The following is a 25,750-nucleotide window of genomic DNA, read 5'->3' as shown; positions in this document are numbered from 1 at the left end:
CTGGGTGGACTGGGTGGACTGGGTGGACTGGGTGAGGTGCCCCTCCTATGATGGGTTACTTGTCCCGGCGCTTGCGCTGTTCCAGGCGGGCGCGGGTCATGCGTTCGCGAATGCCGCCGTTTTGCAGGAAATCCCGTTCCTGAGCCTGGATGAGTCTCGTGAGAAGGCCAAGAGCCACATTGATGAGGATAATCGCCGCATTGGCTCCAAAGTGGTCGGGCCGGAAATCCTTGTGTATTCCTACCCAGCGGATGACTTCCTGTGCTGAAGAAAATCTGGCTTTAATCAGTTCCTGTGCATAAGGACTGTTGTTTTTCCATTGTTCCAGGCCCCGCTGGCGCATGTAGGAACTATAGTCTTCTCTTAATTCCTGAAGGCTTCCTTTAGCGATTCCGGTGAGTTTCAATTCAGATGCTTTGCTGACGCCCGAATCCACGCTTCCTTCCGCGATGTTCTGCATGCCGGAACGTGCCGCCTGAACCATCTGGTCATACGTTCGTCCCTGATTTTTTACGTACTTGTTACAGAACCGGAAGGTGAAATCATAAATGACCTCTGCAATCCGGTAAACAACCAGATTTTTGTAACCTCCGTGTTTGGGAATAAATCCGTTGTCCATCCTTGTCCCTTCCGTCCATTAAGTCCATTAAGTCCATTAAGTCCATTAAGTCCATTAAAGCCGCCGCTCCCTCTCACCCCTCCAGCGCCCGTTTCAGCATTTCCCGGTATTCCCGGGCCGGCACCTCATACGTCCCGAATTTCAGCAAATGCGGCGTTGTCCACTGGGTGTCCAGGAAAAGGAACTGGTGCGCCCGCAGGTACTGTACCAGCGCCACCAGCGCTACCTTGCTGGCGTCCGTTTTCCGGTGGAACATGCTTTCCCCGAAAAACGCCTTTCCCAGGGAAATCCCGTACAGGCCGCCTTGCAGCCCTTCTCCGTCCCAGCATTCCACGCTGTGCGCAAATCCCATTTCATGGAGTTTGCCGTACACTTCCTCAATCTGGCCGTCTATCCACTGTTCTTCGGGCCGGTCCGTCCGGGCGCACGCGTGGACGACTTCCTTAAAAGCCGTGTCCATCCGTATTTCAAAAGGTTTTTTGCGCAGGGTGCGGCGCAGGCCGTGGGGAATGTGGAAGCGCTCGTCCAGGGGAATCAGGGCTCGCGGGTCCGGTTCATAAAAGGAAATTTCCCCGGTGGACGGGTCCGCCATCGGGAAGCATCCCTGGCAGTAGGCGGAGAGAGTGAGTTCAGGTGTCAGCCCGGAAGTCATTTGATCTTGTCCAGCAGTTTTCCAAGTGCGGCAGAATTCAGGGCCTTGCGGTCCGGGGAGGCCATGGGCAGGTCGTGAACTTTTTCCAGCGGGATTAGTTCCTCCTCCGGCCTCAATGCGGGGGCATCCGTCACATGGTGGATATAACGGGTGACCCGGTAGCGGGTCACGCTGTAGGTCTGTTTCAGCAGATGAGGCAGGGAGAGCGTGTGGTCGTCGTCCCGCTGGGGGAAGCGGTACATGCCCGCGTGGCGTTCCCCTTCCTGACATTTGGACAGCAGGATGGATTTATTGCGGATGTAGAGGATGTCGTGGTGCTCCACCCGCGTGATTTCCGGCTTGGGATTTTTGACGGGCAGCGTTTCCGGCCGTTCCGCCGTACAGAAGGAGCGCACGGGGCAGAGCAGGCAGTCCGGCGCGCTGATCCGGCAATAGGTCTGCCCCAGTTCCATGATGGCGGAGTTGAATTCCCGCGCATGATCCGGGTCCACCAGTTCTTCCGCCCGCGCCCACAGGTATTTCAGTCCCTCCGTGGAGTCCACAGCCGTGGAATAGTTGTCTATGCGGGACAGCACGCGCGCCACGTTGGCGTCCACGATGGGGGCCGGCTTGTTGAAGGCGAAGGAGAGCAGGGCCCCGGACGTGTACGGGCCGATGCCGGGAAGCTTTTTCAGCCCTTCCTTGTCCGAGGGGAATGTTCCGCCGAACGAAGTGACGATTTCCCGCGCGATGGCCTGGAGGGAGCGCACGCGGCGGTAATACCCCAGCCCCTCCCAGGAACGCAGGGCCGTCTGTTCGTCCACGGCGGCCAGGTGGTGCGGAGTGGGGAAGCGGCGCATCCAGAGTTCATACCTGCCCAGCACCGTGGGGATGGTGGTCTGCTGGAGCATCAGCTCGGAGACGAGGATGTGCCACGGATCTTCCGTGCGCCGCCACGGGTAGTCTTTTCCCTCCCGCCTGAACCATTCTACCAGGGCGTTCCGGAAGGCCTGAATGTCGAAGGTAGGGGCGGTCTCAGGCATCTTTCCTTTCAAGGGCTTGGCGCATGGCGGCTACGTCCGGCTTGACGCCGAACCAGCGTTCAAAGGAGAGAGCGCCCTGGTGAATCAGCATGGAAAGGCCGTTGGCCGTTCTGGCCCCCTGGAAGCGGGCTTCCATCTGGAAGGCGTCGTTATGCGTCTGGAGGTCATATACCAGATGGTGCGCGGAAAACAGGGAGGACGACACGGGGGACGGGTCCGTAGGTTTCAGGCCAAGGGCCGTGGCGTTGACGATCAGGTCGGCATCCTCTAGGGCCGCATTGAAGCGCGGCGTGTTGTTCAGGTGGGCCGCCAGGCGGTCGGACGCCCCTTCCAGCCTGTTTTCGTCAATGAAGAAGGAGCTCAGCCTGTTCTTGAGGTCCCGGAGTTTGTCCTCCGACCTGCCGGCCAGCGTCAGCCGTTCGCAGCGCTGCATGGCGCAGGTGTAGGCCAGGGCCAGCCCGGCGCCTCCGCAGGCGCCCAGAAGAACGATTTTCAAATCCCTGAGGTCCACGGAGAATTCCTCCCGGATGGCGCGGGAAAAACCGGGCCCGTCCGTGTTGAATCCGGTGATGGAGCCGTCTTTCTGGAAGACGAGCGTGTTGACCGATCCCGTGGCGCGGGACAGGGCATCCGTATCGTCGCACAGCGCGCAGGCGGCCTGCTTGTGGGGAACGGTCACGTTGGCGCCGATGAATCCCTTATCCCTGATCAGGCGCACCACGTCCGCGAATTCTTCCGGAGACGCCTGAATGCGTATGTAGCGCGTCTTGATGCCCGCGGCATCCAGCGCGGCCTGCTGCATGGCCGGGGATTTGGAATGGGCGATGGGGAAGCCGATGACGGCCAGTCCGGCGGGAACGGATTCGCCGGCGTTAATCGGGTTTTCTTCATCCAGAAGATCGGCCAGGGTGTAATAGGGTTTCATGGAAAGATAGAGGAACGGAGGCTGGCGTTCAGGTTATATTATGGCGGAAACCCCGCCGGATTTCAAGGCAAACGCATATCATTGATTTTTTCCATTATGGAATTGACGCAGGGGACATGATTATGAGAATCTGATGGAGATTCCTACCAACTATTTTATGATAAATACTGAAGAACAAGAACCCGTTTCCTCGGACTGGGAGCGTATCCGCGCCGTTGTGGCATCCGTCCGGGAAGAAGCCGCCAAGGTGATCGTGGGGCAGGAGGATGTGGTGGATCAAATGCTCGTCTCTCTTTTGTGCCGCGGGCATTGCCTGATCGTGGGCGTTCCCGGTCTGGCGAAGACCCTGCTCGTCGGCACGCTGGGCCGGATTCTGGGGCTGGATTTCAAGCGCATCCAGTTTACGCCGGACCTGATGCCGCCGGATATTCTGGGCAGCGAGATTTTGCAGACTGCCGCAAACGGCAGCCGGGCGTTCGAGTATGTGCCGGGCCCGGTGTTTACGAACCTGCTGCTGGCGGACGAAATCAACCGCACTCCCCCCAAAACCCAGGCGGCCCTGCTGGAGGCCATGCAGGAAAAGCAGGTCACCGTGGCCGGAAAGACGCGGACGCTTGCGGAACCTTTTGTCGTGTATGCCACGCAGAACCCGCTGGAGCATGAAGGCACCTATCCCCTGCCGGAAGCCCAGCTGGACCGCTTTTTCTTCCAGATTCTGATCAAGTATCCCGATGCCGCGCAGGAAGTGGAAATCCTGCGACGCACCGGCGGCCTGGCCATGCCGGAGCCGGAAGTCCTGCTGGATGCGGAGCAGGTGATCGGCCTGCAGAATGCCGTCACGGAGATTCCGGTGCCCGACCACGTGTATGAGGCGATCGTGCGCCTGGTTCAGAGCACCAGGCCGGAATCCGCTTCCGCGCCGGATTACATCCGCTCCTATCTGGCGTGGGGCGCGGGTCCGCGCGCCTCCCAGTGCCTGCTGAGGGCGGCCAGGGCGCTGGCTCTGCTGCGCGGCCAGACCTCCGTCTCCGTGGAGGAAGTCAGGGAAGTGATGCGGCCCGTTCTGCGTCACCGTCTGATTCCCAATTACAACGCCACCGGGGAAGGAGTTTCCGTGGAGGACATTCTGGGCAGATTGCAGGAATCCCTGTAGTCTGCCGCAGCATCCCGCTTCCGCTCCTTTTTTCAATCCGGAAGACCGCTCATGAGCGAAACGAGCCACAAATATCTGCGTCCCGAAGACGTGCGGCGCCTGGCAAACTACCGTTTTGCCGCCAAAATGATGGTGGAAGGGTGGATGTCCGGCCGCCACCGCGCCAGGGGCAGGGGGGCTTCCAGCAACTTTCTGGAGTACCGCCAGTATGCCCAGGGGGACGACGTCCGCATGGTGGACTGGCGCGTTTATGCCCGTACGGACAGGCATTATCTGAAGACATTTGAACATGAGACTCATCTGGAATGCCATCTGCTGGTGGACAGCAGCGCGTCCATGGGCTTCCGGGACATCGGCCCCATGAGCAAGCTGGAGTACGCCTCCTTTTTTGCCGCCTGTTTCGCGTGGCTGGTAGTGCGGGGGCATGACATGGTTTCCCTCCAGTTGTTTGATGAGAAAATACGCAGTTTCATTCCTCCCGGTTCCTCCATGAAGCATCTGGACCAGATACTGAACCGTCTGGAACACAACGCGCCGGGCGGTCTCACCTCCGTCAGCGCCGCGCTGGAGCGTTCCCGCGGGCTTCTCCGCAGGAAGGGAACGCTGGTCGTCGTCTCCGATTTTCTGGACGAACCCGCCTCCATCTTCCACGCACTGAATCCCTACCTGCACCGGGGATTCAAGATCATCCTTATCCAGGTTCTCGACCCCGGCGAACTTTCCCTGAGGGACCAGGGCGCCGTCCGCTACCGGGACATGGAGACGGGGGACCGCCTGGTGCTGAACGCGGCCAGCGTGCGTGCGGACTACCAGCGCGATTTCATGCGCCACCGCCAGGCCCTGCGTTCCATGGCCGCTTCCAGGGGCGTGGCCTTCATGTCCGCAACCACCAGGGAGCCGTACTACGGCCTTTTCGACCAACTGGCAGGCTGATCTTTTCCTCTCCCGACTTCCTTTCCCCATGAACCTGTTTTTCTCCAACCCCCTGTTCTGGCTGATGGCCGCGGCGGCCGTTCCGCTGCTGGTGCATCTTTTTGCCCGTAGCAGGCCCAGGGACCGGGAATTCAGCTCCCTGATTTTCCTGCGCAGGGCGGTGAAGCGCCATGTGCGCCTGAGAAGGCCCAAGGACTGGCTTCTTCTGGCCGTCCGGACCCTGGCGGCGGCCTGCCTGGCGGCGGCGTTCCTGCTGCCCTACATGGCCGGGCGGAGCATGGAGGAGCAGGGCAGCCGCTCCGTCATTCTGGTGGTGGACCGTTCCGCTTCCATGTCCGCGGCGGACGGCCAGGAATCCCGCATTTCCAAGGCGGGTGTCTTTGCCGGACAAATCATGTCGGATCTGAAAAGGGGGGACCTGGTGAACCTCATCTGGGTGGATGCGGCCCCCGCCGCCCTGTTCCGGGAGCCCATGCCCTCCCATGACCTGGTGAACAGGGAGCTTCAGCGCATCCACAGCAGGCCGGAGGCGGCCAATACCGCCGCCGCGCTGGCCCTGGCCGTGGAGCAGGCGGCACGGACGGCTTCCACGCGCCCCACCTCCGTTTACATTCTTTCCGATTTCCAGTCGTCCAACTGGAGCGGAGTGGACTGGGAGAAGGCCTTTCCTCCGGACCTGGACGTGCGGTGCATTCAGGTGGCGGACCATGAACGCCTTCCCAATACGGCCGTGACTTCCCTGAAGGTGATGCGCGCCACGGTGCTTCCCGGGCAGTCCGTAACGGTGCAGGCCGTTCTTTCCAACTTCGGTTCCCAGCCCGTGCGCGTCACGGCCCATCTGGAGGCCGGTTCCCTGCGGGCCTCCCGTACGGCTGAAATTCCCGCGGGAGCCAAAGAAACGGTTTCCTTCCAGGCGCAAGTCCCCGCCTCCGTGGAGGAATGGCCCGTTTTCGTCACGCTGGACCACGATGCGTTCCCCGCGGACGATACCGCCGGAACGGTGGTCAGGGTGGGAGCTTCCCTGCAATGCGACGCCGTAACGCAGGACGAGGCGCAGCTCGGTTTCATGATGAAGGCCCTCCGGTTCATCCCGTTTCTGGATGTCCAGTCCGCCGGGGGACTGGGGAGGGAACAGCCGGATTTCGTCGTTTGGAACAAGCCGGAAAAAGAGGATTTGAAGAAGATGGAGGCGCTGGCGGAGGCCGGTTCCGTCATTGTGGCCGTGCCTGATTTTTCCGGGGATGCCGTGGCAAACGCCCTCATGGGCCTTCCGGACGACCCCAGGACCTTTTCCGAATACGAGAAGACGGGAAAAGGCTGGACTTTGAATGCCGCTCTGCCGGACGACCCCGTGTTCGATCTGTTCCGCGGAGGGGATGCGGCCTCCCCCCTGGATGCCCGCGTGTTCCGGCGCCTGAACGAAGGGCTGGCTCCGGATTCCTGGAATGATTTGGTCAGCGTTCTGGTCCGCTATGAAGACGGGGTTCCGGCCATTGCCAGAAGGGTGAAGGGGCGGGGTGCCCTTGTTTTGTGGAATGTTCCGGTCCAGTCCATGGATGCGGACTGGGGGAAATCCCCCCTCTTCCTCCCGTTCCTGGCGGAAGCCATGCTGAAATCCCGCCAGGAGGGGGTGGGGGAAGCCGCTCCGGAGCCGGGCAGGGACTTTCCTTCCTGGATTTTGCCGGATACGCTGGATGCAGCGGACGTGGTTCTGACCGGGCCGGACGGTGCGGAACTTCTGTGCAAGGAATCCCGCCTTTCTTCCGGCAAGCGCCTTCTTTCCTCCGTGGCTCCCGCCGTTCCCGGAACCTACGTGTGGAGCGGCCGCCATGCCGCCGGAATGCCCCTGCATACCCAGGTAGTCAACTTCCCGGTGGGGGAATCCAACCTGCAAACGCTGGCGGCGGGGAACCTGCCCGCGTCCGCGGCTGTCGTCACGGCTTCCGGAAAACTGGTGGAAGTAACGGGCAGAATACCTCTGTGGCCGTGGCTGCTGGGGGCGGCCGTTCTTCTTTTCGCCCTGGAACTCTGGCTTTCCTCCCTGCCTGTCCGGACGGTCCGTGATGGAAAGGAGGCGCAATCATGATCTTTGAACCCGTCATTCCCTGGGGCTGGCTGGGCGTCGTCGCCGCGGCCTGCCTGGTCCTGTTCTGTTTTCTTCTGGCGCGCGGCACGCGGAGTTTCCGCCCGCGCACCCGCATGCTCGTGTCCGCGGCCTACCTGGCCGGAATTGCCGGAATCCTGTTCCTGCTTGCCAATCCGGGCAGGAAGGAAACGCTGACGGTGCATTCCCATCCCGTCTGGATCGTCGCTCTGGACGCCTCTTCCTCCATGACTGCCCCCATGCAGTCCTCCGGTGCGGGAGGTTCCCGGCTGGATGCCGCGCGCAGGGACCTGAAATCCATCGCCGGCCTGGTGCCGGACGGCGTGGACGTGCGCTGGGTTTCTGTGAAAGATTCGTCTTCCATCCTGCCGGATGCGGGAGCGCTCGCCCGTGTGGAGGCGGACGGCAGTTCCTCCCCCCTGTCCCGCTCCCTGGCCGCCCTGCTGGAGGACGAACGCTCCGGAGGGCGCGCGCCTTCCGGCCTTATCCTTCTTTCCGACGGTAGGGACACGGAGCCCGCGCATCTGGGAAGGCTGGCACGGGAGGCCGGGAATCTGGGAGTTCCGGTTCATACCCTGTGCTACGGAGAGAAGTGGGAGGCCCCCCGCCTGACGCTGGAAGCGACCAAGACCATCATTCACTCCTTCCCCGGAAATACGGTTCAGGCGTCCGCGCGGGTGAGGAACAGGAAGCTGGGTGCCATCCAGACCGCCGTGTCCCTGCTGGATGTCGGGGGCAGGGTGTTGGACAGGAAGGTGGTCAATGTGGCCGACGATGCGGACGCCGTAGTGAATTTCACTCTGGAATGCCCGCCCAAATCGGCCCATTTTTCCTTGAAATGCGATGCCGTGCCCGGCGACGAATCCGGACCGGAAGGCCATGAAGCCCTTTTTTCCATACAAGCCATGAGATCGCGCATCCGCGTGTTCATGGCGGAGGGAGCTCCGTACTGGGACAGCAAATTCCTGGCCCAGTTCCTACGCCGCCAGCCTTCGTTCGACGTCCGCTCCATCCACATGCTGACCCAGGAGCGTTTTTACAGCATCAACACCGGGGAGGAAACCGGCGCGAAGGCGGACGGTGAGTCCATCCCCTCTTCCCTGGAGGATTTCCTGCGCTTTGACATGGTCATTCTGGGCAAGGGGGCGGAACGGATCATCACCCCGGCGCGCGCCGCTGCCCTGCATTCCTTTGTACGCGATTACGGCGGCCTGCTCGTTTTTGCGCGCGGCAAGTCGTACGCGGGCCGCTTTCCGGAGATGGAAGCCCTGGAACCCTTCGCCTGGAAGGCGCCGTTCCCGGGTGACCACCAGCTCACCCCGTCCCCGGAAGGGGTGAAGGACGGCCTGTTCGGCGTCGTGCTGCCGGGTTCCGGGGCCGACGTGTGGCGCTCCCTGCCGCCGCTTGAGGATTCCTGGGATGTGGAAAGAATTTTCCCCGGCACGCGGGTAGTGGCCCGGTCCCCGGACGGCCGCATTCCCCTGCTGGCCGTCAAAAGAGTGGGCATGGGCGCCGCGGGCATGATCAACGGCGACGGATTGTGGAAGTGGGACTTTTTCCCGGAGGCCCTCAGGCTGGGAAACTGGTATGAGGATTTCTGGGGGCAGTTCCTGCCGTGGATGCAGACGGCGGCCGAATTCCTCCCCGGCTATGACCTTTCCCTGCATGTGGAGCGCACTTCCGTGGAACCTGGCGTTCCCGTCTCCTTCTCCATGAGCTGGAGGGGCAGAGGGCGTCCGTCCGGATTGTCCGTTGAAGTGGCGGACATCAGGAATCCGGAAAAAACCATCTTTTCAGCCGCCGCGCGGCAGGATGCCTCCCGCGGGGGGCTGCCCCGCTGGAACGGCGTGTTTACTTCCCCCGGACCGGGCCGCTACATTCTCCGCGCGCGCATGGCGGGGAGCGGCGCTTCCCCCATGCCGGACGTCTGTCTGGATGTTCCCGAACCGCCGGGGGAACGGGACAATCTGGATGCGGACCCGGCTTTTCTGGCTTCCATGAGCGAATTGACCGGGGGCCGCCGCCTATCCCGTGAAGAACTGGACGGGACCCTGCCTGCCATGATGGAACCGCCGCCCGACTACACGAGCAGGGAGGAAGCTTTCTTCCCCCTCTGGAACCGCTGGTACGTCCTGCTAGTGCTGGCCCTGCTTCCGGCCCTGTACTGGTGGGTGCGCCGCCGCAACGGATTACTGTAAACGACCCCATGAAGGAAAAGGACTCCAACACTCCGGCTTCATCCGCCTCCCGGTCCGCTCCGGGATTCCGCGGACTGTTTTCCGCCGTTCTGCGCCGGGAGAGACGCCGGGCTCTGGCCGCCGCCTGCTCCCTGTGGGGGATGGCGGTCATTCTGGCATGCGGCCTGTATGTCCTGGCCGACGTTTATTCCCCCCTGGAGAATAAGACGCGGGAATGGGCCTCCCCCGTTCTGGCGCTCCTGCTGCTGGTTCTGCTGGCCGCACTGCTGGCGCATGCGTGGCGCAGGAATCCGGCGGACCTGGCGCGCAAGGCGGATTCCGCCAACCATGACGCCCGTCAAACCGTGCTTTCTTTCTGGGAAATGAGCCGGAGCCCTCTTGCGGCGGAGTCTTCCGGCCATTCCCTGGGAGCTTGGCTGATGGGGGAAACGGAGCGCGCCGCCCGTTCCCGGCTGGAGCAATACGCGCAGAACGACCGTCTGTGGCGCCTGTTGAAAAGAAAATCCGTATGGGGCCTGCTTTTGCTGCTGGCCCTGTGCGCGGCGCTGGCCTCATGGAACCGGGACGCGGCCGGAGTGCTGTACGGCAGGCTGTGCACTCCGTGGGAGGACATACCGCCCCTTTCCCCCTACCGTTTTGAACTGGTGGACTCCCCTTCTTCCGTCGTGTACGGTGAGGACGCCCTGATGCAGGTGCGCGTCACAGGGGCTCCGCTGACTTCTCCCGTGGAAATATGGGTCAGGCCGGACGGCCATCCTGTCCAGAAGCTGGCTGCGTTCCGCGACCAGTCCGGCATTTGGGCCAGAAGGCTGGAAAAACTGACGGCTCCGTGCCGGATCGCCTTCGCCACTGCCGGCGGAAAGGCCAGGAGCGAATGGTTTCCGCTGGAAATCAACTACCAGCCCAAGGTGGCGGGCGGCACCGTGATCGTGTCCCCGCCGGAATATACCGGTCTGCCGCCCGTGGAATATCCCCTGAACGGCCAGGATGTGACAGTGATTGACGGCGGCACGGCGGATTTCATTCTGGAAAGCAATCGTCCTCTGATGTCCGGGAAAGCCGTCTTTACGCCGGACAGGAAGGACCTGGAGCCGCAAACCGTGCAGGGAGTCCTTCTGCCGGACGGCCGCATTTCCTTCCCCCTCCGCGTGCGCCAGTCAGGGACGGCGTCCATCCAGATGACGGATTACCGGGGGACCGGGATGGCGCGGCCTCTGGAAAACCGCGTCAGGGTGAATGCGGACGCCCGTCCGTCCGTGGTTATTCATGCCCCCGCTCCGGTTTCCGTGGCCCTGGAAGACGTGGTGATTCCCTTCCATGCGGAGGTGCAGGACGACTACGGCGTCACCCGTGTGGCGTGGGTCAGGAGCGTGAGCGGCTCCCGCGCGCGTTCGCTTGAGATGCCTGTGCCGGAAGCGTCCAAAAAGTCCCTGTTCCTGGCGGAACAGCTTTCCCTGCCGGCGCTGGGGGCCAGGGCCGGGGATGTGCTCCAGTTGTCCGTGGAGGCCCGCGACGCCAATCCCTACCTGCTGAACATGACGGTTTCAGAACCTGTCACGGTGCATGTCATCAGTGAGGAACAGTACCGGGAAATGCTGCGCATCAGGACGGGCGTGGATGAGTTCGTCAACAAATACCGCCTTTTGGCCCAGTCCATTGACGATCTGGTCCGGGAATTGGACAGGGCGAAGAAAGCCAATCCGTCCGGACTGAGCCGGGAAGAAGCCGTCCAATTGAAGGAAAAGCATGCGGAAGTCAGAAAACTGGCGGAAAAGATGGCGAAGGATTTTCCTATTTTCGACACGGACGGTAAACTGTCGGAAACGGCTTCCTCCTTGGCCGGAATCATTGCGAAGAATGAGGAAGATCTTTCCGGGGAACTTCCCGGAACTCAGGAATCCACCCAGGAGTTTTTCCGGACCATGCGCGACAGGCTGCGCGCTCCGCAGGAGGAAACGGCCCGGCAGAGCGGAGAAGCGGAAATGGCCGCGAAAGTCATGCAGGGATACGGTCTGATCATGGAATTCCGCCGTCTGGCGGATTCCCAGAAGGAAACGGCGACCATGCTGGGGCGCTTTTTGTCCGAACGGAAGGAGGGCCGTCCCGTGACGCGGGAGCAGTTGAAGGCTCTGGGCGAGTCCCAGAAGGAAATACTGGCCCTGTACTGGCTCTGGCACAGCAGGGCTCCCGCCGTGATTTCCGCCATTCCGGAGGAAGCAGGGGAATTCAAGCGGGAGATGGCCGCCTTTATCCAGGCATGCCTTCAGGCGGGTATTGCGGAACTCATGGAAGAGAGCGCCTCCGCCTGTTACGCGGGCAAGCCCGCGGCAGCGGCGGACAGGGCGCAGAGAGCCTGGGAAATCATGATGAAGCTGCTGGGGGAAAACCCCGCCGCATCAGCAGGAGCATGCTCCGTAAGCGGCATGAGCCGGGAATGCGCCGGAGCCATGCAGCAGCTTTTGAATTCCATGCTGAGCAGAAGGCAGGGAAGAGGCGGATTTGGGGGCGGACGGGGGGATGGCGGGGACGGCCTGATGAATGGAGCCCCCATGTTCGGCCCCCAGAGGGAGAAGTTCCAGCAGTCCCGCCCGTCCCGGGAAGGAGCGGGCGAGGGTCCGCAGAAGGGGGAAGGCGGGGACGGGACCGCAACGAATGCCCGGCATTCCTCTTCCGGCCATAAGGATGAAGAAGCCGGGCGCAAGCAGGAAAAAACGCCGGGGGACGGCCTGGGCAGTCCGGCCATGCAGCAGGTGCCCGGCCTTTACCGGGATGCCGTCAGGCAATACTTTGAACAACACAGGCAAAACGAGCCAAAATAATGAAAACGACCCTTAAACGAATGATGACGGCGGTTCTTGCCGCGCTGTTCCTGTATCCGGCGGAAAGCCGGGGAAAGGAAGGCGTGGTTCAGTGCGGCAACCTGATTTATGCGGGTACGCAGACTTCCCGTTGCTTCAGTGACGAATTCCTGTCCACCGTCCAGCAGAAAACCAGCATTTCCACCAGCAGGCGGTTCCGGGCCGTACGGCTGGACAATGAGGAACTGTTCCGCTTTCCCTTTGTGGTGATGACCGGGGAAGGGGACTTCGTCCTTACGGCACGGGAACGGGAAAACCTGAAGAAATACGTCCAGTCGGGCGGCTTCCTGCTGGCTTCCGCCGGGTGCTCCAATGCCGCCTGGGACGCTTCCTTCCGCAGGGAGATGCGCACCATCTTCGGAGAAGCCGTTCTCAAGCCCGTGTCCATGCGCCATCCTGTTTTTTCAACCGTTTTCAATATCAAGCAGCTGGAAGCCGGGAAACAGGCCGCGAAAGGCCATTTGGAAGGCGTCACGCTGAATGACAAGCTGGTCATCATTTATTCCGCGGACGGCCTCAACGACAGCCGCCACTCCAAGGGATGCTGCTGCTGCGGGGGCAGCGAACTGGGAAACGCCCTTGAAATCAACGCCAATATTCTGGCTTACGCCCTTCTGCGCTGATGAAGCCCTTCCTGTTCCATTTCCTGTGCCTTTCCATGTTCCTTGGCCTGAACGCCGGGGGAACCGTTCTTACGGAAGAGCAGCTGATAGCGGCGGAACAGCCGTCCGCGCTGGTCAAGTTTCTGGAAAAGGAGGGGAAGGACCCGCGCCCGGACCTGGTGGCCATGCTGAAAAGCCAGCGTCTGGCCGTTCGGAGCAAGGCGCTGGACGCATTGGAGGACATGGCCGGGAACGATTTCGGCTTTGACCCCTGGACGGACCCGGACAAGGCCGACCCCGGCCCCCTTCTGTCCTGGGAAGCGTGGCTGAAACAGCCTTCCCGGGCCGATAACGGCGCGCAGGATGATACCCGCCTGTATTCCATGATTCTGACGGGAACGGAAAAGACAAGGGAAAGCGCGTGCCGGGCTCTTCTCTCCCGCAAGCGGAAGGCGCTGGAATTTCTGACGGGATATCTGGCAAAGCATCCGGAACTGGATGCGGATACGGAACGGGCCATCCGGCAGGCGCGTTTCCGGATACAACTGGATGAAGTAACGCCGGACGCCTCCCTGCTGGCGCGCAAACTGGCCGGCAGCCACCGGAACGACATCATCGACGCTCTGGAAGCTCTTCGAAAGAAACCCGTTTCCACCTTGCCCGTCATTCATGAATTCCTGGATCACCGCGATCCCCTCGTCCGGGAAGTGGCAGTGGACGTGTTCCTGCAAAACGGCAAAAAGAACGCCGTGGACCATATCGCTCCCCTCCTGGAACGGGAAACGGATGAAAATGTGCTGCAAATCGCGTTCCGGAGGGCCAGCGACAATGACGATGAGGAATCCCGGGCGGGACTGGAAAAGCTGCTGGTCAGGCATGCCTCTTCGGAGTCGGAAGACCTGTGCCTGGCCGCCTTGAAGTCCCTGTCGGAAATCGAAAAGCTCCAAACGGCCATTGATCCCGAACAGCTTTTGAAATTGTTCCGGCACCCTGAATGGAGAATCCGCCATCAGGCCCTGCTGTATGCCGGAAAACACAGGATCGTCCAGCCTCCCCTGGACGGGAAGCTGGGAGAAATACGCGCGGCGGCGGTCAGGAGTGGCGTTGTCCGGCCCTCTTCTGCGGAACTCCTGTATCCGCGCGTGGTGGAGATGTTCCGGGATGAAGACGAATCCGTGCGCGCAGCGGCGTTTCTGGTGGCGGCGCGGATGAAAAGTGCCGCACTGGCTCCGGCTCTGGAACAGCTTGCATTCGACATGCCGGACATGGCCCCCGTCATCCTGTATGCCATGATGGCCGGAAACGCGGAGCTGAGTCCCGCCATGCAGGCCATGCTCAAGAGAATGCCCGCGGAAAAGGTGAACGTGCTGGTCCGTCAGGAAGACCAGTGGGAAAACATGCTGACGGCTTCCGATCCCAATGATACGGCCAAACTCGTCATCCGGTGTCTGCTGGAACATCCGGACCCGGAGGTGAAAAGCATTCTGGCTGTCATGGAGGCGGGCCGCCTGGATGAAGATTCTTCCCCTGAGGCCTGGAGATTTGTGCTGGACCGGCTGAAAGATTCCTCCGTTCCCCTTGAAACAAAGGAGAAAATGGTTTCTGCCATGTCCCTCACCTACGGGGAAATCAGCAAATTGTGCAAACTGGCCATTCTCGGTGATATCAAGGTTGATCCCAATGACTCCTGGGAGACTCAAAAAATCAAAAAACTTAAAAAAATACAGTCTTTCGGAGTGGAACTGGTGAATATACTGAGAAAATTTTCCACGCTGGAGGATGAGGAATATTCCGGATTGAAGAACAAATGTATCCGGAGCCTGCTGCAATACGGGGATGAGGAAGCGTTCCGCAGTGTTTTGTCTTCCTACCGCACTCTGTCCCAGGAGATGCGGTTTGAAATTGCCTACAGGATAAATAATGAAAAGGATTTCCTGTTCAGGAACCTGCCTCTCGTGAAGCTGGTGGCGCAGGATGAGGACCCGGAAGTCCGCGAACGCATGAAGTCATTTTTTGAAAAGGTCTGTGAATATTATTCTTCCAGCAAAAGGGAAGAATCCAGAGGAAGGAAGCTCACCATCCTGAATAATTCCCGGAGGAACGCGGAGATGCAGGCATTTCTGGACGAAGTGTTCACGCAAAAGTACGGCGACCAGTACTGGACGTATTTCCTCAGGAATTTCCTGGGCAGTTACGAGATTTCCAGGCTGTTTGAAAGGATTCCGCCGGACAGGTATTCCATCTTTTTCCCGCGGAAGTACATACGCGGCGTGGCGGATGATCCCGCCCGTTCTCCATGGCAGCGGGCTTCCGCGGAATTCGCCCTGTTCCTGCAGGAGTATCCCCATGCCGTTTTCCCTCCCGCCGGAGTTGATGAAAACCCGGTTCTCGCGTCCCTCAGGACTTTTCCGCAGGGTATCCGGGAGATTCCGGAATGGATCGTTCAGACCCTTTCCTCTCCCGACCCCATGGTCAGATGCAACGCCATCACCCTGCTGATGCCGTTAAGCGGGATCAAAATGGCGCTCAGGTCGCCTGAGGGGGAACTTCTGGAAGGGGATTTCCCCGCGCTGAGGCGGCTTTACGAGAAATCCTACCTGGGCGGCAGGAAGGCGGAAAAGTCATCCCTCCTTCCGGATGTGCTGGCCTCCCTTTCCCGGCTGGCCGTCAAGGACCCGGATCTTCGCGTGCGGGTTTACGCCTCCTTGGCACAACTGGTGGCTTCGCGCAAGTGCGATGTGGACGCCTTTTGTGCGATACTGGGGGAGGTTTCCCGGAAGAATGAGGAATTGGAGGAACAGGGCCGGTATAACAATGAATGGGACAAGCTTCTCGATTATTTCCAGAATGTGTTTACGGACCGTTTACAGAGTCGCGAATATGAAATGTACGAGAACTTTAGCGGCGGAGGCACCATGTTTGCCTTTGAACCGCCGGATCCTCTCCCTGGCAAGGGCAAGCTGACGGAAGAGGAACGCCGGTTGTTCGTCCGCGTCTCCACCGAGGTGCTGAAGGACATGTACTGGTCTTCCTCCCTGACGCGCAAGTACGGAGCCGCGGCTGTTCCGGCGGTCATGAGCTTTGCGTCCATGATGCAGGGCTGGGAAAAAGCCGCACCGGCGGCGGAGACGGATTCCGTTGTGGTCCGGGAGGCGGCCGGGACACATCCCCCCGATCCGAATGCGCCGTTCCTGGTCGTTTTCTTTGAGAAAAGCGGCTGCGACGAATGCGCCAGAGTCATGCGGGACCTGGAAAGCCTGCGCCGGGAATATCCCGCCATGCAGTTGGAGACTTATTCCATCACGGATGACCGGGGAACGGAATTCAACGCGCTGCTGTCTTCACGGTTCAAGATTCCCCAGCGGGACAGGCTGATTGCCCCGTCCGTATTCGGCGCGGCGGGCGGCCTGATGCGCGACCGTCTGACCTCCGGCAACTTGAAGGCCCTGCTGGAAGATTCGAGAAGGCAGCCGGAAAGCGGCATCCGCCCGGACGGAACCCGGCCCGCGTGGGCCATGATGGACCGGGAAGCCATGAAACAGGCAGGGAAAGAGGTGCGGGACACGTATGAAAGCCTTTCCCTGGGCGTGGTGCTGCTGGGCGGCCTGATAGACGGCGTCAACCCGTGCGCGTTCGCCACTCTGATTTTCTTCCTGTCCTATCTGCAGATTGCGCGGCGCTCCCCGCGGGAGCTGCTGCTGACGGGGGGCAGCTTCGTCCTTTCCGTTTATCTGACGTACTTCGCCATCGGCCTGGCGTTTCATGAACTCATCGGGCAGTTGCAGGCGTGGTCTTCCCTGAAAATGGTCATGGACGTCCTGTTCTCCCTGCTGGCCCTGCTTGCGGCCGTCCTTTCCTTCCGGGATGCGTGGCTGGCCCGCAGGGGACGGCTGGCGGACATGTCGCTGACTTTGCCGGATTTTCTGAAGAAGCGCATCCGCCGGACGGCCAGGGAGCAGAGCAAGTCCACCCGCTTCATCGTGGCGGCGTTCGCTGCCGGGATCGTCATTTCCGCGCTGGAACTGGCCTGCACCGGGCAGGTGTACGCTCCCATCATTTACCAGATCAGGCAGGGGAGTTCGTCCGCCGTGGGTATGCTGGCCCTGTACAACCTGGCATTCATCCTGCCCCTGCTGCTCATTTTCTTCCTGGCCTACCGGGGGATGAAGGCGGAGGCCCTGATCCGCTACCAGCAGAAGCACGCCTTTCTGGTGAAAATGCTGCTGGGCGTCCTTTTCCTGTGCCTGGCTGCCATCATCGTCTGGGGTGCGGTACGCTGACGCGGTTCTTCTTTAACCGCGTGGAGCGCCGCCTGCCATGCGGCCATCTGGGCCGGCGCCGCAGGACGCTCTTTCCTGGCCTGTTGCTGGCTCCCGTTCCCGTCCGCGCTGGGGAGGGATTTAAAGACCGATTTGCGGGTGTTCCATGATTTTCAGCGCCTCAAGGGCATGCGGCATTTCCCGAACATGGATAGTCGGCTCGTGCCATACGGTATAAGGGCATGAGGAAGGCGGACCCGGAAAGTCCGGATTCCGCCTGATGAACGGATGGAACGGGAGCGTTCCTGGGCTTTATTCCCCGCAGCCGCCGTCCTTGTAGCCGCAGGAGCGGCAGGATTTGCACTTGCCGTCCTGGACGTAGGCCAGGGAATGGCACTGCGGGCAGAGGGAGGCTCCGTTGAGCATGGTGCCTTCCGGCGCTTTTCCGGCGGGAATTTCCGGCAGAACCGGATTCTGCTTGTGGGCCGGCGTACTAATGATGCGGGGAGGCAGGACGCTTACCGTGGTGTCCGGACTTTGTCCGGGCAGGCTGACGCTGGGGATGGAGAATACGTCCCGCAGGCGGTAGCCGTTGCTTTCCGGGAAGAGCCACGCCAGAATTTTGGCGATGAGGTCCACGACGGACGCGCAGGAGCGGATTTCCGTGCAGGTGTCCGCGTCCGTGTCGTCCCCCACGCGGCAGAAGCCGGAGGGCTCGAAGGAGTAGTTGCGGAAGCCCTTCACCACTTCCTTGAGGGGTACGCCGAACTGGAGCGCCGTGGAAAGGAGCTTGCAGTACGCTTCAAACATGCCGGAGGCGAAGGAGCCTACCTGGCCCAGACGCCCGAAGACTTCCCCGCAGGTGCCGTCCGCATAGACGCCCACCGTCAGGTAGCCCGTGAGCTGGCCGCCCACGGAGAATTTTACGGTCTGGCCCAGGCGGCGGCCGGGCAGTTTGCGCTGGCGCGGCTTGGACGCTTCCGCGATGATTTCGTCAATCGCTTCCGATCCGGCCCCTACGAGCTGTTCCCAGACGTGGTTGGCCTTGAACATGCGCGTTTCCGGCGTGTCCACTACGTACACGGCGTTTGCCTTGGATCCGGCCCGGAAGATGGCGATGCACTTGACGCCGAGTTCGTGGGACATGATCAGGGAGTCGTAAATATCCTGCACGGTGGCGGAGACGGGCATGTTCACCGTCTTGGAGCACGCGCCGGAGATGAAGGGCTGAAGGGCGCCCAGCATCAGTACGTGCCCGGCGGGGGTAATGGAGCGCACGCCGTTGCCGTTGGTGGCGGCGCAGTCGAAGACGGCCAAATCCTTCTTGTCCAGCCACGGGATGGATTCGATGTGGGCCGCGCCGTTCACGACGGTGAGTTCGTCCGCGGTCAGCACGGACATGTTGGCCGGGTTGCTGATGTAGGCCACCTTTTCCTGAATTTCGCTGCGGGATTCCGTGCCGGAGAGGAGGCGGCGCCACGCCAGGCGCACGGGGCCCGCCTGGTCGTTGCAGGGGTCGATGATGAGCTGGTTGACGACGGAGTCCATGTTCCCCTGAAAGGCGGAAATCAGGCCGTCCAGGCCGGCCACTTCCAGAGCGGCCTCATTGACGAAGTCTTCCGGATAGCCCAGGGAGCGCAGGCCCTCCAAGGCCAGGCGGTTGAACATTTTCAGGGAGCCGCCGCCCGCAAGCTGCTTCCATTTCACCAGCGTGTAGTCCGGCTCGATGGAGGTGGTGCCTTCGTCATAACAGCCCAGCGGGGCGGAAATAGTGCCCGTGGGGGCCATGACGGAAACGAAGGCGTTGCGGTGCGCGGTGGCCTTGGCCGCCCTGGCCCACATGGCGGAGGCGGCTTCCGCCAGTTTGGCGGCGGGGGCGATGCGCTCCTTGTTCATCTGGGTGGGCGCCTTGAAGCTCTTGAGGTAGGCATGCAGGGCGTAGGAGGCGGTCAGCCCCTGCGCCTCCGGCAGGACGCCTCCGGCATTGGCGATGATGTTGTCGATCATGTCGTCCAGGGCCTTGGCGTCCTTCTGGGCGGGCAGGGCGACGGCCAGCTTCTGGGCCGCATGGTGCAGGCGCAGCACGGCCAGCAGGTCCTTCTTGCTGGCGGGGTACTCCACATAGGAGCCCAGTTCCGCGCCCATTTCCGCGGAAGCCGTCCAGCAGGCCGCCGTCAGCGCGCTGCAAAGCTGGGAGGCGATCCAGCGGCCTTCGTCGGAGTCGTACGGTACGCCCAGGGCCATCAGGGAGCCGCCCACGTTGGCGAAGCCGATGCCGGTAGTGCGGTACTTGTACGTGCCTTCCGCGATTTCTTCAATCGGGAAGCCGCCCCGTTCCACGTTCAGGTCCGCGCAGACCATCGCCAGGCGCGCGGCGTGGGTCAGGGCGTCCGCATCGAAGACGGGCTTCCCGTCCTCACCCTTCGTCAGGAAGCGGTAGGCGTTGAAGGAGGAAAGGTTGCAGCTCGTGTTGTTCAGGAAGACGTATTCGGAGCAGGGGTTGGACGTGGTGATGGAGCCGATGGATTTGACCGGGTTCCAGAGGTTGATTACGTCGTTGTTGTGCACGCCGGGTTCCCCGTTTTCCCAGATGGATTTGGCCATGGCTTCCAGCAGTTCCTGAGCCCGGAAGGTCTGTTCGATGTGGGCGGGGTTCGTGACCCAGCGCGTGTAGGTGTTGCCGTTGTTGGCCAGCGCCTGCCAGAAGTCCCCCTTTACGGAAACGGAGTGGTTCGCGTTCTGGTGGGAAAGCGTTTCCCCGTACAGCAGGGCGTCCATGTGGGGGTCAAAGCTGTTTTTGGTAGCCAGGGGCAGGGAAAGGATGACGCGGGCCGCGGCCTTTTCCGCAGGGGTGCCGGCCACCAGCTTGGTTTCCGCAATTTGCTTGAGTTCCACATGCACGTTGTGTTCCCGCAGGATCACCTTGGCGATGTCTTCCTGGCGGTTTTTCGTGTTGATGAATTCGAAAATGTCCGGGTGGTCGCTGAACATCAGCACCATGCGGGCGGCGCGGCGCGTCTTGCCCCCGGATTTGATGGCGCCTGCCATGCGGTCCCAGCCGCGGTCAAAGGAGATGGGGCCGGAGGAACGGCCCTTGCCGCTGATGGGTTCCTTGGAGGAGCGGAGAGTGGAAAGGTTGATGCCCACGCCGGAACCGGACGCAAAGATGCGGCCTTCCGTGGTCAGGTGGTCCAGAATGTCCTCCATGCTGTCCCCCACTTCCGTCAGGAAGCAGGCGGAGCACTGCGGATATTCATAGGTGGACTGCACCGTGTAGGTTTTCAGATTATTCTTGGAGCCCTTGGCGTGGTAGGCCTTGTTGCCGTGGCCGGTATAGTTTTCCCGCAGGTCCGGGCGCCCCCAGCGCCACTGCTCCCAGTGGCCGATGTTGAACCAGACGGGGGAGTTGGGGGCCCAGATTTGCTGGACGAGCATGGCCTTGATTTCCTCATTGAAGATTTCCGCGTCCTCCAGCGTGGCGAAGTAGCCTTCCTCCCAGCCCCAGACGGTGTAGGTGTTGGAAATGCGGTCATAGATGTTGCGGAAGCTGTCTTCGTATTCCAGGGAGCCCGGCTCGCTGCCGAAGAGGTATTTGTCCGCCGTGATCTTTACGGCGTTGTCGTCCCAGTGGGCCGGGGCTTCCAGGCCCAGGCGCTCGTAAATGGTTTTTCCGGTTTTCCAGTCCATGATGCGGACGTCGCGCCGCGCCCAGTCCACTTCATCATAGGGATGAACCTCGTTATGGGAAAATCTTCTGGTGAATTTCAGGCCGCCCAGCAGGTCCTTCCTGGGGGGGAGGATGATTTCCTGTCCGGTGCGTAATTTGAGCGTAATTTGCGAGTTGTCAGTAGTCATGGTTTGCGAAGTGAAAGGTACTGAGGGCGTTGCTTCGTCGCGGTGTTGGGGGCGGCGCGTAACGTTTGCATTATCTACTGAAAAAAAATCGCGATGAAAAGGAAATATTGTACGGATATTTTTAATGCATACCACATATGGTAGTATTGGCGTTGTTTCCAAGGGATTTCCGTCCGGTCTTGCGGACATTTTTTTTGTCTTCCGAATTCAACTTTTTTTGCTTGACGGGAATGCTCTTCCGGGGACGTTTTTTCTTCTTTTCCCCTGCTTCCTTTCATCATGAAAGAGCTATGAAACGGCAGCGGTTCCGGACGGCGGAATTTCCGGCGGACGGCTGGCGGGAATGCTTGTTTACGTGGAAGGCGGATGAGGGGGCGCCGGTCCGCCTCCGGAGAAGGAAGATTATTCCTTGAATGTTATTAATGAGATGGATATAGTGTTATCTAACATGAACTACCCTGTAATTTTTCTCCTGTTCTGCTGGGGAGCCGCCGATTCCGGCGTTGCTCTGCCGGAACCCTTTCCCGAAGTCCGCGGTCCTGTTTACGGGTGTGGCGTCACTCCTCAGGGAAGGAGCCGCGGGACGCGGCTTTCGCGGGAATGGAAAAATCCTGGCCGGCTCGGAACCGGAACGGCGGAAGGAAAAGAGGGCGGCCAATGGCTTCAGGACCCTTTTTCCCGGGATTCCGACATGGGGCGCGTCCGGTATCAATGGAGCTACAGGAACGGCCGCCTGATGAAGGTTCCCCATGCACTTGCAGTTCCGGATTTTTGTTTTTCCGGCAGATTGCCCTGTGCGGTGGATCGTGAAGAGTTGGAAGACGCCCTGGAAGATACGCTCATCGTTGCGGAAAATCCTCTTCCGGAGGAAGGACGTCCCCCTATTTTTCTTTACCGGGGGAAGGTTTGCCATTCCCTGGATGAGGTCGGGAAAAATGCCGGAGTCTTGTCCATCCTGTATGTTGTTTTCTCTCCGGATGTGGCCGAAGAGGAACAGGCTTCCGTTCGGGCGGCATTTTTTGGGGCAACGGATTTTTATGTGATGAAAGACATGTTCAGCGCCGGCCGGCGGCGGGCTCAGGGGGAAGACATTTTCCTTTCCGGTGCCCGCCAGGAAGAGACCGTTGTGTTCATGGAAGGATTGGGGGCTGTTCCCGTCTCCTTGTTCATGACGCCGGATTGGGCGGTCGGCGAAGTCCGGAACAGGGAGAAGTTTTTCCAGCCTCCGGCCCGGGGAATTGCTCATGATTCCCTGTCGAAGGTTCGTTCCCGTTCCGTTATTCCGGATTGAAAGAGGGGCGGAGGCAAGCGGACGGACTCCGGCGGTCCGGAAAATGAACCTTGATGAACGGATGGAGAGGCATTATTTTAACGGCATGAGACTGGCTTCTCTCATTTGTCTGGCTGGCGCCGTGGGCTGTGCGCCGTGCATGGCCGCCGCGCCGCCGCCTCAGGAACAGCCCGCTGCGGAAAAGACCCGGCAGGATGCCCCGCGCCATGTCGCGGTCCAGAGCATAGCCCCGGTGCCCGGGTTGCCGGTTCCCATGGATTTGACGCAGGCGGACGGCATCCGCCTGGATGCCCTGGACCTGACCGTTGCCCTGAAGCAGCATCAGGCTTTCCTGATTTACACCTGTGCCCTGGACATTCCCAAAGGCATCAAGGGGAAGACCATTCCCGTGGGCGTTCCGTTCCGGTACAGTCCCCCTGACGAACGGGCCAACGCCGCCAGTCCGGAGCCCATACGCAATCTTCCCTTCACCAAGGCGGTGCTGGATTCCGTGGCATCCGTGGACGATTTGAAGTGCGATTCCTCCCTTACCGAGGGACGCCACCAGCAGGCGGACGCGCCCACCATGGCTCCCGTGGCCGGCATTGCCCACTGGCTGGTGGCCCAGGTTCCCAACAAGCCGGGAACGCACGTGCTGACTTTTCAGTTTTCCGTGCCTTACACGCAGGATATCAGCATCACCCCAGGAACGGAAGTCAGGATGGGTGAACCGCGCCTGACGCTGCTCACTTCTTCCGTCATGACCTGGACGGGCGGAACGCCCAGGGCGGTGGTGAACGTGTACAGCTCCGAGATGACCAACCAGTCCGTGAAGCTGGACCCTTCCGCCGATGCCAAGTCCATCGTCACGACGCCCAAGGGCGTTTATACCTGGTCCCTGCTGGGGGCGGACGGCCGTCCGTACGCGCCCTCCGTGGTGCTGACTCCCGGCCCAGGCTGGACGCTGGACAAGAATGGCCATGTCACCATCCGCGGGGAGAAGGGTTCCCTGACGGACCAGTACGACATTACGGCCAGTTCCACCCTGGAAAAGGACCCTTACGGCAATCCCTGCTTCCCGGACAATCTGAAACACGGCCAGGGATACTGGGCGGAGGGCGTTTCCGGAGACGGGCAGGGGGAAACCCTGGAGGTGAAGCTTAAGAATCCGGGCCGTTTGCTGGGAATCATGCTGGAATCAGGTATTTCCCCGGTAACGCTGCCGGAAAACGATACGGAGGCTCGCCGTCATCCGAATATTGCGTATTCCATGTTCGGCCGTCCCAAAAGCGTCCAGGTAACGCTGAACGGGGAGTACACTTTTGACGCCACTCTGCGCGACGACTGGACGCCGCAGATTGTCATTCCCCCGTATTACAAGGCTCCCGTGCATACCATCAAGATCAGGATAGATTCCATTTATCCCGGGACGGCCACGGCGGATACCTATCTGGGCGTGCTCAAGCCGATCGTGAGATAGGGTAGATAGGGTAGATAGGGTAGATAGGGTAGATAGGGTGAGTGGCGCCGCTCTGGGGAGATTTTCCCTTATTTATTCATCCCGGTCCGGGACGGATGAAGGGAGCCTTTTTCCGGGGATGATGGAAGGGCTTTAACGGGAGGGGGCTGTTTTGTCCACGGAGAGGACCGTCAGCAGAATTCCCGTATCCGTGTAATGGATGCGCAGGGAGGCTTTTCCGGCGAGCGAGTTTTTCAACGGGGAATCACGGTATATTTCAGCGTCAAAAACGCGGCCTTCCGGCAGGTTGAAAAAAGTTCCCCCCGCAGTCTTTTTAAGGCTGTCCGCCAGGATAATCCGGTCGCCCGGTTCCGGGACATAGAAAAATTCGGGGTGCAGGAAAACGTTTTTCTCCAGTTCCAGCCCTCCCTCCGCCTTTATTTTGGGAGACGCATTTTTGCCGTCCAGATGAACGGCAAGACGGGAATTCCGGCGGAAAACGGTTTTGCCGGAGATGGACAGGCTCCCGGAAGGGCCGAGAGCTACTTGCCCTTTCACGTCCATTCCCCCCTGGAGGGTGACGGGGGCGTTGAAGAGAAACGTGGAGCTGACGAGTGTTCCGCTACCGCAGCGGAGGATCAGGCTGCCTTTTCCGTGTACGGGGCCGTTGGCGCACAAGGTGGAACAGGGTTCAAACAGAGTCCAGGCGACATCGCCGCCTTCAAGCGCCATTTTCGTGTCAAAGACCATATCCATTCTTTCCAGCGCGGCGATTCCGCTCCGTATGGCCAGCGTTTTATCTCTGCCTTCCAGGTGGAAGAATTTTCCTTTCCCGACGGTGAGGGAGTCCACGACGGCGTCTCGGTCCAGAAGCAGGCTGCTTGTCCTTTCCCTGTTGAACCAGACGTTGGCTCCGTCCGGGGGCGCCAGCCGGGCGATTTTCCTGCCGGAAGGCAGGACGGTTTCCCATTGGCGGTCGCTCCATTTTCCGTCGGGCGCGGTCCGGTAGGAATCAGGCAGGGAGTAAACCCGCACATAGTCCACGTTCATGGCCGTTGGGCTTTTGTCCCTGCTGCCGTAGCCGTTTGCGGGGATGTCGCCTGCCCAGTTTTTATCCCGGATTTCCGAACTCAGGATGATGTATTCCGGAATGCAGGACAGGGCTTCCTGCGTTTTCCAGACTTCCTTTCCGTCCATATAGAACGTGCAGCCTCCGGCCGTCCGGAGCACGCCGTAGGTGTGATAGCCTTCCAGAAGTCCGGTTTTGTGTTGTTTTGCCGTTGATTTGTGGTGTTCCCCGTAGCCGTGGTAGTGGATGGCCTGGTTGGTTTCGTGTCCGTTGGCGGGGTTGGGCCTGTATTCCACAATGTCTATTTCCGTGCCGTATTTTCCCGTGTTGCCCACGGTGGAAATGCTGTCGCTCTGGAGCCAGAAGGCGGACCACATGCCGGAGGAGGCATTCCTGTCTCCGGTGAACTCAATGGAAGCCTCGTAAAAGCCGTATGCCCGGTCCAGGCTTTTCTTTTTTGTGGCAATCATTCCGGTATGATGTTTGCCGTTTTCCGTATAGGTGCGGATGCTCAGAATTCCGTTGTCCACGGAGACGGCCTCCGGGGTGTTCACGGCGTCGTGGCGCGGTCCGGTCTGGCGGTAGGACCATTTTTCCATGTCAAGGGACGCGCCTCCGAATTCGTCATTCCAGGAAAGGGCATACCCGGAGGGGAGGGGGGCGGAAGGCGGCGCCGCAGGTGGATGGGGAGGAGTAGCCGGGAAGAGGTGAAGAAGGAAGGAAAAGACCGTCCCGGCGGGGAGAAACAGGTAGAGATATGGAAACATGGAAG

15 protein-coding genes are annotated in these 25,750 nt (G+C 60.7%); 9 read left to right on the top strand and 6 right to left on the bottom strand.

Annotated features, from left to right (window positions below; translation table 11 throughout):
- Positions 1 to 55: 55 nt before the first annotated feature.
- The 4 genes from HMPREF3039_RS11665 to aroE form a co-directional block, all read right to left on the bottom strand.
- The gene (locus HMPREF3039_RS11665; protein ID WP_067571831.1) at positions 56 to 619 is read right to left on the bottom strand and encodes a four helix bundle suffix domain-containing protein; all 564 of its coding nucleotides are present in this window, start codon (positions 617 to 619) and stop codon (positions 56 to 58) included.
- A gap of 73 nt (positions 620 to 692) precedes the next feature.
- Positions 693 to 1,271: a leucyl/phenylalanyl-tRNA--protein transferase gene (gene aat, locus HMPREF3039_RS11660; RefSeq protein ID WP_067571833.1), complete on the bottom strand. Its 579-nt coding sequence runs from the start codon at positions 1,269 to 1,271 to the stop codon at positions 693 to 695.
- Complete coding sequence (locus HMPREF3039_RS11655) at positions 1,268 to 2,293, bottom strand: A/G-specific adenine glycosylase (RefSeq protein WP_067571835.1); 1,026 nt, start codon at positions 2,291 to 2,293, stop codon at positions 1,268 to 1,270. The genes aat and HMPREF3039_RS11655 overlap by 4 nt, the downstream gene beginning before the upstream one ends.
- Positions 2,286 to 3,218: a shikimate dehydrogenase gene (gene aroE, locus HMPREF3039_RS11650; RefSeq protein WP_067571837.1), complete on the bottom strand. Its 933-nt coding sequence runs from the start codon at positions 3,216 to 3,218 to the stop codon at positions 2,286 to 2,288. The genes HMPREF3039_RS11655 and aroE overlap by 8 nt, the downstream gene beginning before the upstream one ends.
- 157 nt (positions 3,219 to 3,375) lie before the next feature.
- On the opposite strand from aroE, the gene HMPREF3039_RS11645 reads away from it, so the two are divergent.
- From HMPREF3039_RS11645 to HMPREF3039_RS11615, 7 genes are read left to right on the top strand one after another with little or no spacing between them, the layout of a single operon-like run.
- Complete coding sequence (locus tag HMPREF3039_RS11645; RefSeq protein ID WP_067571839.1) at positions 3,376 to 4,371, top strand: AAA family ATPase; 996 nt, start codon at positions 3,376 to 3,378, stop codon at positions 4,369 to 4,371.
- Positions 4,372 to 4,422: 51 nt separating this feature from the next.
- The gene (locus HMPREF3039_RS11640) at positions 4,423 to 5,304 is read left to right on the top strand and encodes a DUF58 domain-containing protein (protein ID WP_067571841.1); all 882 of its coding nucleotides are present in this window, start codon (positions 4,423 to 4,425) and stop codon (positions 5,302 to 5,304) included.
- Positions 5,305 to 5,332: 28 nt separating this feature from the next.
- A complete protein-coding gene (locus tag HMPREF3039_RS11635) occupies positions 5,333 to 7,390 on the top strand; it encodes a vWA domain-containing protein (RefSeq protein ID WP_067571843.1) in 2,058 nt (685 codons plus the stop codon).
- Complete coding sequence (locus tag HMPREF3039_RS11630) at positions 7,387 to 9,606, top strand: vWA domain-containing protein (RefSeq protein WP_067571845.1); 2,220 nt, start codon at positions 7,387 to 7,389, stop codon at positions 9,604 to 9,606. The genes HMPREF3039_RS11635 and HMPREF3039_RS11630 overlap by 4 nt, the downstream gene beginning before the upstream one ends.
- Before the next feature lie 8 nt (positions 9,607 to 9,614).
- Positions 9,615 to 12,425 (top strand): hypothetical protein, encoded by a 2,811-nt coding sequence (locus tag HMPREF3039_RS11625; RefSeq protein ID WP_067571847.1) that lies wholly within the window; start codon positions 9,615 to 9,617, stop codon positions 12,423 to 12,425.
- Complete coding sequence (locus HMPREF3039_RS11620; RefSeq protein WP_067571849.1) at positions 12,425 to 13,087, top strand: DUF4159 domain-containing protein; 663 nt, start codon at positions 12,425 to 12,427, stop codon at positions 13,085 to 13,087. The genes HMPREF3039_RS11625 and HMPREF3039_RS11620 overlap by 1 nt, the downstream gene beginning before the upstream one ends.
- The gene (locus tag HMPREF3039_RS11615) at positions 13,087 to 17,346 is read left to right on the top strand and encodes a cytochrome c biogenesis protein CcdA (protein WP_067571851.1); all 4,260 of its coding nucleotides are present in this window, start codon (positions 13,087 to 13,089) and stop codon (positions 17,344 to 17,346) included. Before HMPREF3039_RS11620 ends, HMPREF3039_RS11615 begins: the two co-directional genes overlap by 1 nt.
- A gap of 291 nt (positions 17,347 to 17,637) precedes the next feature.
- On the opposite strand, the gene HMPREF3039_RS11610 is transcribed toward HMPREF3039_RS11615, so the two are convergent.
- Positions 17,638 to 21,180: an adenosylcobalamin-dependent ribonucleoside-diphosphate reductase gene (locus HMPREF3039_RS11610; RefSeq protein WP_067571853.1), complete on the bottom strand. Its 3,543-nt coding sequence runs from the start codon at positions 21,178 to 21,180 to the stop codon at positions 17,638 to 17,640.
- A 448-nt stretch (positions 21,181 to 21,628) separates the two neighbouring features.
- Between HMPREF3039_RS11610 and HMPREF3039_RS11600 the strand changes: the two genes are divergently transcribed.
- Positions 21,629 to 22,471, top strand: coding sequence for a hypothetical protein (locus tag HMPREF3039_RS11600; RefSeq protein ID WP_067571857.1), 843 nt, complete (start codon positions 21,629 to 21,631; stop codon positions 22,469 to 22,471).
- Positions 22,472 to 22,556: 85 nt separating this feature from the next.
- Complete coding sequence (locus HMPREF3039_RS11595) at positions 22,557 to 23,930, top strand: NADase-type glycan-binding domain-containing protein (RefSeq protein ID WP_147550101.1); 1,374 nt, start codon at positions 22,557 to 22,559, stop codon at positions 23,928 to 23,930.
- A gap of 132 nt (positions 23,931 to 24,062) precedes the next feature.
- Here HMPREF3039_RS11595 and HMPREF3039_RS11590 read toward each other — a convergent pair whose 3' ends face one another.
- Positions 24,063 to 25,745 (bottom strand): glycoside hydrolase family 16 protein, encoded by a 1,683-nt coding sequence (locus HMPREF3039_RS11590; RefSeq protein ID WP_067571861.1) that lies wholly within the window; start codon positions 25,743 to 25,745, stop codon positions 24,063 to 24,065.
- Between the last annotated feature and the right edge of the window lie 5 nt (positions 25,746 to 25,750).

This window comes from Akkermansia sp. KLE1798 (genome assembly GCF_001580195.1).
GTDB lineage: Bacteria > Verrucomicrobiota > Verrucomicrobiia > Verrucomicrobiales > Akkermansiaceae > Akkermansia > Akkermansia biwaensis.
The sequence above is the reverse complement of the archived record's forward strand: the minus strand, read 5'-3'. Positions and strand labels throughout refer to the sequence as shown.